Origin of the sequence: Brevibacillus sp. M2.1A, assembly GCF_013284355.2 — a bacterium.
Lineage (GTDB): Bacteria > Bacillota > Bacilli > Brevibacillales > Brevibacillaceae > Brevibacillus.
In genome coordinates this window covers 2,009,927-2,022,842 of sequence record NZ_JABSUY020000001.1, presented here as the reverse complement: position 1 = coordinate 2,022,842, position 12,916 = coordinate 2,009,927, and the positions used below count along the sequence as shown (strand labels likewise).

General features: G+C 49.1%; 12 protein-coding genes. 4 read left to right on the top strand and 8 right to left on the bottom strand.

The window, feature by feature from the left end:
- The first annotated feature begins 83 nt into the window (after positions 1 to 83).
- Positions 84 to 1,217, top strand: a complete 1,134-nt coding sequence (locus tag HP567_RS09955; RefSeq protein WP_173608853.1) for an HD-GYP domain-containing protein — start codon at positions 84 to 86, stop codon at positions 1,215 to 1,217.
- A gap of 61 nt (positions 1,218 to 1,278) precedes the next feature.
- On the opposite strand, the gene HP567_RS09950 is transcribed toward HP567_RS09955, so the two are convergent.
- The 5 genes from HP567_RS09950 to polA form a co-directional block, all read right to left on the bottom strand.
- Complete coding sequence (locus HP567_RS09950) at positions 1,279 to 2,325, bottom strand: glyceraldehyde-3-phosphate dehydrogenase (protein ID WP_106654629.1); 1,047 nt, start codon at positions 2,323 to 2,325, stop codon at positions 1,279 to 1,281.
- 175 nt (positions 2,326 to 2,500) lie between these two features.
- On the bottom strand, positions 2,501 to 3,064 hold the full coding sequence (locus tag HP567_RS09945; protein WP_173608854.1) for a lytic transglycosylase domain-containing protein: 564 nt from the start codon (positions 3,062 to 3,064) through the stop codon (positions 2,501 to 2,503).
- A complete protein-coding gene (coaE, locus tag HP567_RS09940; RefSeq protein WP_012685133.1) occupies positions 3,061 to 3,669 on the bottom strand; it encodes a dephospho-CoA kinase in 609 nt (202 codons plus the stop codon). Before coaE ends, HP567_RS09945 begins: the two co-directional genes overlap by 4 nt.
- Positions 3,670 to 3,690: 21 nt before the next feature.
- On the bottom strand, positions 3,691 to 4,518 hold the full coding sequence (gene mutM, locus HP567_RS09935) for a DNA-formamidopyrimidine glycosylase (RefSeq protein ID WP_173608855.1): 828 nt from the start codon (positions 4,516 to 4,518) through the stop codon (positions 3,691 to 3,693).
- Between the two features lie 48 nt (positions 4,519 to 4,566).
- Complete coding sequence (gene polA / locus HP567_RS09930; RefSeq protein ID WP_173608856.1) at positions 4,567 to 7,215, bottom strand: DNA polymerase I; 2,649 nt, start codon at positions 7,213 to 7,215, stop codon at positions 4,567 to 4,569.
- A gap of 141 nt (positions 7,216 to 7,356) precedes the next feature.
- Between polA and HP567_RS09925 the strand changes: the two genes are divergently transcribed.
- Positions 7,357 to 8,139 (top strand): divergent polysaccharide deacetylase family protein, encoded by a 783-nt coding sequence (locus HP567_RS09925; RefSeq protein ID WP_229087980.1) that lies wholly within the window; start codon positions 7,357 to 7,359, stop codon positions 8,137 to 8,139.
- Here HP567_RS09925 and HP567_RS09920 read toward each other — a convergent pair.
- Positions 8,110 to 8,853: an N-acetylmuramoyl-L-alanine amidase family protein gene (locus tag HP567_RS09920; protein ID WP_173608857.1), complete on the bottom strand. Its 744-nt coding sequence runs from the start codon at positions 8,851 to 8,853 to the stop codon at positions 8,110 to 8,112. The two genes, HP567_RS09925 and HP567_RS09920, sit on opposite strands and share 30 nt — an antisense overlap.
- Positions 8,854 to 8,983: 130 nt before the next feature.
- Here HP567_RS09920 and HP567_RS09915 point away from each other — a divergent pair, with 130 nt between their 5' ends.
- Both HP567_RS09915 and HP567_RS09910 read left to right on the top strand, forming a co-directional pair.
- Positions 8,984 to 9,928: a DMT family transporter gene (locus tag HP567_RS09915; protein ID WP_173608858.1), complete on the top strand. Its 945-nt coding sequence runs from the start codon at positions 8,984 to 8,986 to the stop codon at positions 9,926 to 9,928.
- On the top strand, positions 9,891 to 10,031 hold the full coding sequence (locus HP567_RS09910; RefSeq protein ID WP_157696726.1) for a hypothetical protein: 141 nt from the start codon (positions 9,891 to 9,893) through the stop codon (positions 10,029 to 10,031). The genes HP567_RS09915 and HP567_RS09910 overlap by 38 nt, the downstream gene beginning before the upstream one ends.
- A 61-nt stretch (positions 10,032 to 10,092) precedes the next feature.
- Here the strand turns inward: HP567_RS09910 and HP567_RS09905 are convergent, their stop codons facing one another.
- Both HP567_RS09905 and HP567_RS09900 read right to left on the bottom strand, forming a co-directional pair.
- Positions 10,093 to 11,670: a DHA2 family efflux MFS transporter permease subunit gene (locus tag HP567_RS09905; RefSeq protein ID WP_173608859.1), complete on the bottom strand. Its 1,578-nt coding sequence runs from the start codon at positions 11,668 to 11,670 to the stop codon at positions 10,093 to 10,095.
- A gap of 15 nt (positions 11,671 to 11,685) precedes the next feature.
- Positions 11,686 to 12,915: an efflux RND transporter periplasmic adaptor subunit gene (locus tag HP567_RS09900; protein ID WP_173608860.1), complete on the bottom strand. Its 1,230-nt coding sequence runs from the start codon at positions 12,913 to 12,915 to the stop codon at positions 11,686 to 11,688.
- Between the last annotated feature and the right edge of the window lies 1 nt (position 12,916).

Below are 12,916 nucleotides of genomic sequence, written 5' to 3'. Positions count from 1 at the left end.
TGTCAGAAGTCAAGTCAATCCTTGTACCTATTTAAAGCATAAGTCGAATGGAGTACAATTATGGTACTGTTGGAGGGATAGTCATGCGTTTAGTATCTTTAAAACACCTACAGCCTGGAATGAAATTGGGACGTACAGTCTTCACTGAAGATGGAAAGGTGCTGCTTGGAACCGGTATGCAATTAACGGAACGACTCATTTCCGGATTAGAGCGAGCTGGTGTTGATTCGGTGTATATCGATGATCCCCGTACCAATGACATCGTTGTGGAAGAAGTGATTCGCCCACAAACCAGACAAATAGCTGTGGAAGCCATCGAGAAGACGATCAAACAAATTACAAACTCAAACAAGCTGGCCCGGAAAATTTCCTTAAAAGAAATGGGCCTTCATTTTCAGCGTGCCTTTAGCTCAATTTTGGACGACCTGATGCAAAACAAGCAAATGGTTGGACATTTGACGACGATCTCTTCTCATTCACCATCCTTATACCATCACTCCGTGAATGTGGCCGTGCTGGCGACTGCTGTAGGCATGTCTCTGGGCTACAATCGCACACAGCTCATAAACCTGGGGATAGGCGCCATGCTGCACGATATCGGCAAAGTAAGCCTGCCTGAAGAGCTGTTGCAAAAAACAGAGCGTTGGACAGACGAAGAGAAGGAAATCGCCAAACAGCACACGATGCTTGGCTTTAATTTGTTGCGAAAGCAGCATGACATCTCGCTTTTGTCAGCCCACGTCTGCTTGCAGCACCATGAACGGCTAAATGGAAGTGGCTATCCACAGGGATTATCCGGCAAGCAAATTCACGAATTCGCGCAAATCGTTGGTCTCTGTGATATTTATGACTCTTTGACTTCCCCACGTCCATGGCGCAAACGGTACATGCCACAGGATGCTGTGGAATACCTGTTTGGATCTGGTGGTACGCTGTTCGAGCACCATCTAGTAAATGCCTTTATCAAGCATATTGCTATCTTCCCGATTGGTAGCAGCGTCGTTTTGAATACCGGAGAAATCGGGGTAGTGAGTCGGGTTGATCCGGATTATTCGCATCGCCCTACTGTACGTGTGATAAAAGACGGTCGAGGAAACGACGTCCCTAGCCCTTATGACCTTGATCTCAAGGCGAACATCCGACTGTTTATTGTCGGCTTTGAAGATGATGATCTATTTAACGTGAACTCATTAGAAGATTCTCCTACCTCATCGTAAATACGAAGCAACGAAAAACCCCTTTGCTCGAAAATCGGCAAAGGGGTTTTGTTTATGCTTTTTATTTTACACCAACAGCTGCAGCTTCTTTTGTTGCAGCTTGATTATGCTGCTCGGATACGTGGCGAACCAGGTCTACGACACGGCAGGAGTAGCCCCACTCGTTATCGTACCAAGCAATCACTTTCACCTGATTGTCTCCCATTACCATCGTAGACAGACCGTCTATGATCGAGGAGTGATCGTTGCCATTGAAATCGCTGGATACGAGCGGCTCGTCGCAGAACTCGAGGTAGCCTTTCATGCTGCCTTCGCTTGCTTCACGCAGGACGCGGTTTACTTCGTCCAATGTAACTGGCTTCTTCGTATTGACCACCAAGTCTACTACAGAAACGTTTGGAGTCGGTACGCGCAAGGAAAAACCGTTCAGCTTGCCATTCAATTCTGGTAGAACGATTCCTACTGCACGAGCAGCTCCTGTCGTCGTTGGAATGATGGACTCGCTAGCTGCACGTGCACGACGCAGGTCTTTATGCGGATTGTCGAGATTCACCTGATCGTTTGTAAACGAGTGAATGGTAGTCATGAGACCTTGTTCGATACCGAATGCATCGTTGAGCACTTTTGCCACAGGTGCGAGACAGTTGGTTGTGCAAGAAGCATTGGAGATAATGTGGTGATTGGCATGGTCGTAGGTGCCTTCGTTTACACCCATCACGATCGTCACGTCTTCTTCTTTCGCTGGTGCTGTAATCACAACTTTTTTCGCACCGCTTTGCAAGTGCTTGCCAGCCCCTTCGCGATTGTTGAACTTGCCTGTAGCTTCTACGACGATCTCTACTCCGAGGTCACCCCAAGGCAGCTTCAGCGGATCACGGTCAGACAGTACAACTGTTGCTTTTCCATCTACGATAATCTTGTTGTCTTGGACTTCCACTTTATTTTGCAGGCGTCCGTGGATCGTGTCATATTTCAACAAATGTGCAAGCGTCTCCGCTGGATAGCTGGCGTTGATTGCAACGATTTCAATGTTGGGGTCCTGGATAGCGCGGCGGAATACCATGCGGCCAATACGTCCGAAACCATTAATACCGATTTTAATTGTCATATATAGAAACCCCTTTCGAATTGAGTTACGCTTATCTGATACTTTTATTATAATAAGTATGACACAATTATCAATGTGTTTTACTGAAAAATAAATATTTGGACGATTTACCCTACCCAAAAAAAGAGGAAAAGCCGCTCTCTAATCCGTACGAGAAGCGGCTTTTCATTGATTTTTAACGTAATTGAAAGTCGTATATATTTTTGTATCGATCATGGTAATAGAGCACTCGTTGAACATATTGACGAGTCTCCCCATATGGAATGTCCTCAATCGTCTCTCGAGTTCCGTTCCATTGCTCACTCGCGAGCCATCCGTTTACTTTTCCCGGACCGGCGTTGTAGGCGGCAATGACTTTGACGATATCGCCATCATAGCGGGACAGCAAAAATTCGAGATACCATGTCCCAATCTCGATGTTCATGACAGGGTCGTACAAGTATTGATTGTCCTTTGGACGGAAGTCTGCCTCCCTGACGATCCATTGCGCTGTTTCCGGCATGATTTGCATGAGCCCGATCGCACCTTTTTTCGAAACGCGATCTGTCGCAAACCCACTCTCGGAACGAATGACGGCCAGTACCAAATGAGGGTCCACCTTATATTTCAATGCAGCCGTCACAATCTGTTGCTCATATTTGATCGGGTACATCCATTTCCACACCAATGGCGTGTTTAGCAGCAAAAATACACTCGCCAAAACGAGCACGATCAATGCTGCACGTTTGCCAAAACTCATGATTGACGCTCCGATCGAATCGCGGCCAATACCGCCTCCACTTGACGCTCGGTTTCTTCACGCGAACCAGAATTATCGATCAAAAAGTCTGCGCCCTGCTTCTTCTGATCAATGGGAAACTGCGCCCGCAGTCTTTTTCGTGCTTGTTCTTCTTCCAATTCGTCGCGCTCCAGCATTCTCGCCAATTGCATCTCGTAGGGCGCATAGACGACCACGATTTTTTCTACCATATGTGTAAGCTTGCTCTCATACAGTAGAGGAATGTCCATAAAGACGATCTCGGCTCCATTCGCTTCCGCTGATTCGGCCTCTTCCCGCATGACCCGGCGTACTTCGGGATGGACAATGGCGTTCAGCTTTTGACGCTCGGACTCGTCCGAAAACACGATCTCACCTAGTTTTTTCCGATCAATTTGACCATCTTCCAATAGGATTTCTCGTCCAAAATGGCGCACGATCGCTTCATAGGCTAATTTACCTGGTTCTACGACCTCTCTGGCGATTTGGTCAGCGTCAATGACAGGAATCCCACGCTCACGAAGCATACCTGTCACCGTGCTTTTCCCAGTGGCAATTCCGCCTGTTAACCCTAGTATCATGCCCATCCTCCTCCCTTGGTCGAACTGTTATAGCTTTTGACAATCAGGGCAAATATGCGTCCCTCTGCCGCCGACTACAAACCGAATGATTTCGGCCCCGCACCTTGTACAAGCCTCATCTTTTCGTCCATAAACTAATAGAGATTGCTGGAACATTCCCATCTCGCCCTGTCCGTTCACATATGACTTGATGGAGCTACCACCTTGTTCTACCGCTTCTTGCAAAGTGGAGACGATGCTTTCGTGCAGTCGGTTAACATCTTTATCTGTCAGCTTTCCTGCTGGTTTCTCCGGATGAATGCCTGCTTTAAAGAGTGACTCGTCCACATAAATATTCCCCAGCCCTACAATACATTCCTGGTTTAGGAGAAGCGGCTTAATTTTTGTTGACCGTCCTTTTAACAATTTCCCCAAAACTTCAGGAGTAAAACTTTTATCTAGCGGTTCTACCCCCAGTTTTGCCAAAGGTCCGACGGTTGTTTCCTTCCCCTTAGGGAAAAGATCCATCGTCCCGAACTGGCGAACATCCCGATAACGCAGCTCCGTTCCGTCCGTAAAATGGAAGACGACATGGGTATGCTTCTCAACGGGATCATCTGCCTGATACACGCCATAGCGCCCTTCCATTCGCAAATGGGACACGAGCACGTCCTCATTTAAGAAAAACTGAATGAATTTTGCCCGCCGTTGGATATCCTGGATGGTTTGTCCCACCAAGAGAGATTTGAAAGCTTCCACGTCATCTGGCTGACGCACAATACGCGCCAAATGAACACTTACTCTCTCAATCGTTTTTCCCATAACCAAGCCACGCAGAGTCCGTACGACGGTTTCTACCTCCGGCAATTCTGGCATATGCCCTCCTCCTCTCGCTGTCTATCTATCTTTATGTTCTAGGCATGCCTACTTCGCATCGTACCAGGTACGTCCATCACTGACGTCCACCTTGAGCGGGACGTTGAGGGACAACGCACTCTCCATCACTTCTGGCACCAGCTTGCGCATGACCTCCAGCTCATTTTCCGGCACTTCAAATACAAGCTCATCGTGCACCTGCAAAAGCATGCGGCTCGCGAGACCTTTCTCTTCGATTGCCTCCTGCATGCGAATCATCGCCAGCTTGATCACATCGGCAGCAGTACCCTGGATCGGTGTGTTCATCGCAGTACGCTCGGCAAACGAACGCAGGTTAAAGTTGCTGCTGCGAATATCAGGCAGGTAGCGGCGGCGATTCAACAAGGTCGTCACATAGCCATCCGCTTTCGCCTGTTGAACAATCTCGTCCATCCAGCGCTTCACGCCGGAGAAGACATCAAAGTAGCGCTCAATGAAGTCCCCGGCTTCTTTACGGGTAATATTGAGATTTTGCGACAGACCGTAGTCGCTGATGCCGTATACGATCCCGAAGTTGACCGCTTTGGCCTGACGGCGCATCAGCGAGGTTACTTCTTCCTCACTCACACCAAATACGTCCATGGCGGTGCGGGTATGAATATCCATTCCTTTTTGGAAGGCGTCAATCAAGTTTTCGTCTTGCGAAATATGGGCCAAAATCCGCAGCTCAATCTGGGAATAGTCGGCCGCCAGCATGTACCAGCCGTCCTCTGACGGGATAAACGCCTCGCGAATCTTGCGTCCTTCCTCCATACGGATCGGGATATTTTGCAGATTCGGGTCCGTACTGGACAGGCGCCCTGTCGCCGTGGTCGCTTGGTTGTAAAGCGTATGCACCTTGCTCGTCTTCGTATGGATTTCCTTGGTCAAGCCCTCAATATACGTCGAACGGAGCTTGCCGAGCTGACGGAAGGTCAGGATCGCATCGATGATCGGGTGATAAGGGGCGAGCTTCTCCAATACATCCGCACTGGTAGAAGGGCCTGTTTTGGTCTTTTTCAATACAGGCAGAGACAAGCGGTCAAACAAAATTTCGCCCAATTGCTTCGGCGAGTTGATGTTGAATGCCCCACCCGCCAACTCGTAAATCTGATCTGTCAGACCCGCGAGCTTTTTATCCAAGTCTTCCCCCATTTGCACGAGGCGCTCACTGTTTACCTTCACGCCTTGCTTTTCCATGAGAGCCAATACCATACTCAGCGGAGCTTCCAATTCGCCGAGCAGCTTTTCCATTTCGTTTTCCGCCAGTTGCTCGCGCAATACAGGCACGCTCTGCCAGATGGCTGCCGCTTTATGCGCCACATGCTCGCTCAGCACGTCCATTTCAGGAACAAGACGCTTGGCCCCCTTGCCGTACACCTCTTCATCTGACAATACCCGTGTCTGTGCGTATTGAGCCGCAATGCTATCCAACGTCGGGTTGCTTTCAGCCGCATTCAGCAGGTAAGAGGCGAGGTACACGTCAAAGCTGATGCCTTTTATCGCGAAATCATGCCAAGCGAGTCCAACCGTGTCCCGCTTGCCGTCAAATACCCACTTCTCCTTCGCCAGATCAGCCAACCACTCACAGAGCACCTTCCATTCCTTGGCTACGTCCCAAGGAACGAACATCACCGTATCTTCCGCAGCCAGTCCAATCCCGAGGAAAGGCGCATGATGATAGTTTTCCCCGTCCATTTCAATGTAAAGAGCCATTGGCGAAGTCAGTTTGGACTCGTACGCCGCTTTGTTTTCCTCTGAAATCACTTCAAACGAAAATGGCTTGGCGTCTGGATGTCCGCTTCCGTCGGCTGGTTGTGCTACTTTGATCTTGGACAAGAGCGATTTGAACTCCATCTTTTTAAAGAACTCGCTGACAGGTACCCCATCATAGCCTTCAAAGCCAGTCTCTTGCACATCCAGCTCCACAGGCGCTTCCCGCAAAATGGTTGCCAAAGCTTTACTCATGTTCGCCTTATCTACATTCTCACGCAGGTTCTCTTGCAGCTTTTTGCCAGAGACTTTATCGATGTTTTCCAGAACTTGCTCGACAGAGCCGTATTCGTGCAGCAGCTTCAGAGCTGTTTTTTCCCCGACACCAGGGACACCTGGAATGTTGTCGGACGAATCGCCCATCAAGCCTTTCAAATCAATTATTTGCAGCGGCTTAAGGCCGTACTTTTCATGAATTTCTTGCGGAGTGTACAGCTCGATTTCGCTGACTCCCTTGCGCGTCAAAGCGACGGATACATGCTCGGACACGAGTTGCAGCATATCTTTGTCTCCGGTGATGACAGTCGTTTTCCAGGCTTGCTCATCTGCCTGCTTCGTCAACGTACCGATAATGTCATCCGCCTCGTAGCCTTCCAGCTCGAAGCGTTTGATTGAGAAGGCATCCAACAGCTCCCGAATCAGTGGAAACTGTTCAGACAGCTCCGGCGGAGTTTTGCTGCGTCCCCCTTTGTACTCTGCATACTCGCTATGGCGAAACACGACTTTTCCCGCGTCAAAAGCAACCATGATATGCGTCGGCTTCATTTCCTCCAACACTTTTAACAGCATAGTCGTAAAGCCCAGCACTGCGTTCGTATGCAGTCCTGCCGATGTGGACAATAAAGGGAGCGCATAAAACGCCCGGTTCGCAACACTGTTTCCATCAATCAACACAAAATGACTCAAGGAATTCGACCCCTCTCGTTACAAAACTACTATCTTTAATCGTAACATAGGGCAAACATCAAAGCCAAGCCGCAGATATGGCGGGTAAAGCACAAGATGATTGAACAGACTATGAAAAAAATGAACAAGGAAGGTGATCTTATGTATGGGAGGAAATTGATTCCGATCTTGCTCACGCTTTTTCTTTCCCTTGGGGCGATTCCAGTGACAGCTACCCCCAATCCAGCCCCCGCACCCGCTGTCAAAAAGCTGATGGCATTTGTGATCGATGATTTCGGGAACAACATGCAAGGGACGGAGGAAATATTATCGATGCCAGTCCCTCTTACTGTTGCCGTCATGCCGTTTCTGCCCAGCACGAAACAGGATGCCGAGCTCGCCCATCAAAAAGGACACGATGTACTCGTTCACATGCCGATGGAGCCCATGAAAGGAAAGCGCTCCTGGCTCGGTCCTGGAGCCATTACGGCTGATCTGTCCGACGATGAGATTCGCAGTCGTGTGGAGAAAGCGATTGACAATGTGCCACATGCGATTGGCATGAACAACCATATGGGCTCAAAAATAACGGCTGACGAGCGAATCATGCGCATCATCATGAAGGTCGTCAAAGAACGCGGTCTTATCTACCTGGATAGCAAGACTACCGATAAAAGCGTGGCGGGGAAAGTCGCAGCTGAAATGGGCGTCCCCCATGCAGTGAATCAAATTTTTCTGGATGATGTATACTCTGTCCCGCATATTACAAAGCAAATGGAGCTCGTCTGCAAAAAAATCCACAACCATCCCATATGTATCGCAATTGGTCATGTTGGACCTCCTGGCAAGAAAACAGCCTCCCTTCTGCGCCAGTACATCCCGCGAATTCAGAAGGAGGCCGAATTTGTAACCATTTCAAAGCTTATCCAGCAAACTGCTCATTAATTTTCTCCACCAGCTCTCCTGCACACTAGCCTCCGTTTTCAGATTTCCCGACAGCTTTACATATTCGCTCACGGCCTCTGTAATGGCCTGAGCGATTTTTTCTTGTGCTTTGGGATTCGTTAACATTTCGCGATCCTGCGCGTTGCTGATAAACCCCATCTCCACAATGACAGACGGACAGTAGTTATGACGGAGCATGTAGTACGTCTTGCCCTTGACTGGCTTTTCGTTGGACCCTGTGAGCTTGTTCAGCGAGTTTTGCAGTAGTCCTGCCAACAGGTAGCTTTCTTCTGTGTTTTGATGCAAAATAATCGCTCCCCTGCGCTTGGGACTGGGTGACCAGTTTACATGCAAGCTGAGCATCATCTGCGGACCAATTTCTTTTGCCAAGTTCTTGCGCTGAGCCAGGTCACGAATATGGCGGGATCGGTTGTCCAACCAACGATTGTCATCACTCAGGGCAACATCCTTGTGGCGGTTCAAAGCCACGGTGTAACCCGCAGCTGTGAGTTGTTGGTAGAGTCGTTTGGCAATTTGCAGATTGATGTCCTTTTCGTACAAATCCCCAAAAGAAGTTCCCGAATCTACACCTCCATGTCCAACATCAATCAAAATATGAAAGGGGGTGAGCGGCAATGCCTCGCTTCGCGTCGGGATACAGATGAGGATAAGCATGAAAGCAGTTATACGGAAAATAGCCTGTAAGTTTCTCATGCCAGTAGGATAACCGGATTGAAAAGAAACCTTTCAAGCGGCAAGGTACACATAACATTGTGAATTTTTTAATCCAACTGTACAATTACAATAATGAACCATGACCTTACCCGCATAAGAAGGTGTACTGATGAATCAATCTTTGGAAAAACCGTTATTCCCCCCGTATTTGGCTCTCTTAATCGGGGTGATCGCCATTTCCTCTTCTGCGATCTTTGTAAAGCTGTCGGATGCACCTGCTCCGATTATCGCTACGTATCGCCTGGTTTTTTCCGTTCTCTTAACGCTTCCTTTTTTATTCTGGAATCGTGGTGCCATCGCAGAGATTGGAAAAATGTCCAAAAAAGCGTGGCTACTCTGTATTTTATCTGGCGCCTTTTTGGCAAGCCACTTTCTGTTGTGGTTTGAATCGCTGAATTACACATCTGTAGCCAGTTCTACAGTGCTCGTTACGTTGCAGCCATTATTTGCCTTCATCGGCGGTTATCTCTTTTTTGGTGAAAAGGTTCGATTTCTAGCTCTATCCGGCGGCTTGCTGGCGATTGCAGGAAGCTTTGTGATTGGCTGGGGGGATTTTCAAGTAGGTGGTATGGCTCTGTGGGGTGATTTCCTCGCATTGATGGGAGCTGTCACTGTGACGGGTTACTGGCTGGTCGGGCAGTACGTTCGCCAGCATATGTCCTCCTTTGCCTACACACTCGTTGTCTACACGGCCACCAGCGTGATTCTGGTCGCCTATGATCTGGCTCTCGGGTATTCGCTCATCGGTTACCCTGCGGCGGATTGGGGCTGGTTCTTCTGTCTCGCCCTGTTCCCTACCCTGCTTGGGCATTCTATTTTTAACTGGATTATTAAATGGCTCAATACGACGACGATCTCCATGGGGATTTTGGGAGAACCAATCGGGACTGCCATACTCGCTTACTTCATCTTGGGTGAAGTGGTAACGCCTCCGCAATGGATCGGCGGCTTGATCATTATCGCCGGCATTTATGTGTTCATTCGTTTTAACCAACCTGCTAAAGGAGTGTCCTCCAATGAACAAGCAACCGGAGAACCGAAAAAGCTTGCGTGAATTCGTCAAGGGACTGAGTATTTGGGCGAAGATTGGCTGGACAATTCTGCTGGGCTACATCGTCGGACGGATTTTGTACTGGTTATTTAAAATGATGTCCTAACAGGCAAAAGGGGCAATTCCTATGAAGTCTTCGATAAGACTTGCGGAATTGCCCCTTGCTATTAGGCTGTTGCCTTCTCGGTTGCTGGCACCTGTTGCTGTGTTTTTTTCGGCTTTTTATGCAGGAAGTACAGAAGTGGAATCGAGAGGACAATCGGGATAACGGAGACGAGGAAAGTATCCCCGATTCCTTGGACCAACGATTCTTTTGCCATCATTCCGTACAAAATCGTGCTGGCTCCCCCTGTCGCACTCGCCGTATCTACCCCTACTTGTGCATACATTCCTGAAATGCCACTGATAAACTGCGTCGCCATATCCGTATTCAAGTTGTCAGAGATGGAAGCCATGTGGAAATTTTGACGCGCCTGCATGATCACTGTCAAAATCGCAATGGCAAACGAACTCATGACCTGACGCAATACGTTAGACAGCGGAGAGGCATCCCCCACACTTGTACGAGGAACGGCGTTCATCCCTACGGTGGACAGCGTCATCATGCACAATCCGATTCCGATCCCGCGAATGGTCAAGATCATATCAATCCACGAATGCATGCTGTCAGCAGATAGATTGTGCAGTTCATACGTCGTGACGCTCATGATAGTCAAGCCGACCAATCCAATCGGTCCGATCCCGTATTTATCCATCAGCTTTCCGCTGATTGGCATCATGATCGCCATAGCAATCGATTGCGGCATCAGCAGGATTCCTGACTCCATAGCCGTCAAACCCTGAATGTTTTGGAGGAAAATCGGCATCAGGAAGATACCGCCCATCATCCCCATCATGACGAAGCCGGAAGTCAAAATGCTGATGGTGAAGGTAGGGATCTTCAAAAGCCGCAAATCGAGCAGCGGACTTTCCTTCCCCAGCTCGACCCAGACGAACAGGATCAAGCTCATTACCGCAATGAAAAACAAACCGACGATGAAAAAGGAGGTCCAGCCCTCTGCTTGCCCTTTACTTAAAGCGAGCAACAGTGTCCCGAAACCGACAATGGCAAGAAATGCGCCCAAAAAATCGAACTTCAACTCTGGCTTTTTCGGCGTTTCCTTGAGCAGAACGATACTCATGATTACCGCAAAAATACCAAAGGGTACACCGACCAGAAAAAGAAATTGCCAGCTTAAAAATTCGATGAGGTACCCACCCAATGTCGGGCCTAGCGCAGGGGCTGTCATGGAAGCAATCCCGAATATCCCCAAAGCCATCCCGATCTTTTCACGCGGAACGATCATGTAAATCATCGACATCCCGATTGGCATGATCATCCCCCCGCTGACACCTTGCACGACGCGAAAAGCAATTAGCGAAGAGTCACTCCACGCCAAGGCACAAAGGATGGATGAAAAAGTAAATGCAGATAAGGAAAGTACAAATATTTTTTTCGCTCCGAATTTAGCGGACAACGAGCCGCTCATGGGAATCATGACGGCGTTTGCCAGCATATATCCGGTCAATACCCACTGCATGGTCTCGGTAGATGAACCAAAAATATTGACCATGGCAGGCAGGGCAACGTTAATCAAGCTATTGTTCAGAATCGCAACGAAGGTTCCTGAGAGGATTGCGAGAAGAGACAGCCACATGCCGCCGTTCCCGCTTTTCTCCTCTCGGTGCGCCACCGCTTCCGCCATGTGTCAACACCCCCGTTAGTTTGCGATCACCTTGCTGCCCTCGGACAGTTTGTCTGTCGGGTTCAGCACAATTTGATCATTGTCTTTGACGCCATTCGTGACAGTTGTCCAGTCGCCGCTAGCGTTCTCCACTGCAACTTCGACCTGGTGTACAACGTTGTTGTCTACGGTATAGACGTAATGCTTGCTGTCTTTTTCCAGCACGGCCGACGTCGGTAATTTTGTTCCTGGCGTTGCCTGGCCTTGGAGCATGACCTCTGCTACCATACCTGCGCGCAGCAAGCCGTCCTGATTATTTACCTTCACTTTGACTGGGAACGAACTGCTGTTGGTATCCGAAATCGGAGAGACAAACTCAACAGTACCTTTCAGCACTTTCCCACCCAGACTGCCTACCTTCACATCAACGGTAGAGCCGACCTTCACTTGGTTAATTTGGTTTTCCGGTACGCTTGCTTCTACTTTGACATCTGCCATATTCACCAGCACCATGAGAGGTGTCCCCGCTGCTGCCATTTCTCCCGGGTCAACCGAGCGCTTGGCAACGATACCTGTGATTGGCGCACGAATAATGGTATTGTCATAGTTGCTTTTCGCCAGCTCGAGACTGGAGCCCAAACGGCTTACTTCTGCTTGCAAACCCGCTACCGTGTCGGCAGTTGGGCCTGCTTTTGCCAGATCGTATTGGGCTTGCGCCTGTTCAAGACCTGTGCGCGCCTTTTCCAATTCCAGCGAAGATTTCTCCAGTTCAGCCTGGGACAATGCGCCTGCATCAAACAGGGCTTTCATCCGATTGTAGTTGCTCTCAACCACCTTCAGGCTGGCTTCTGCCTGCGTGACAATACTTCCGAGCTGCGTCAGCTGCTCATTGCGTGCACCTGCTTTCGTATCTCTCAGCTTTGCTTGAGCGCCTGCAATGGCTGCCTGTGCCTGATTGATTTGCTGCTGATAATCGGCTGCCTCCAGCGTGACCAGAACATCGCCCTGCTTGACGACTGCACCTTCTTTTACATTCACGCTCGCTGCTTTTCCAGATACTTTAGAAACGACTTGGATCTCCTCAGATGCTGCCACCTTACCACTGGCGATGACGCCCGTAGAAGCAGAGGTCACCTTCCACGTCTTTACGACAGGGACGTTCTCGCTCGTTTGCGATGCAGAAGATGTCTCACTACAGCCCGACGCAATAAGCGAAACGGCCGCCATGACTGCAGCGATTGTTTTCCATTGTGCTGTCTTTTTCATT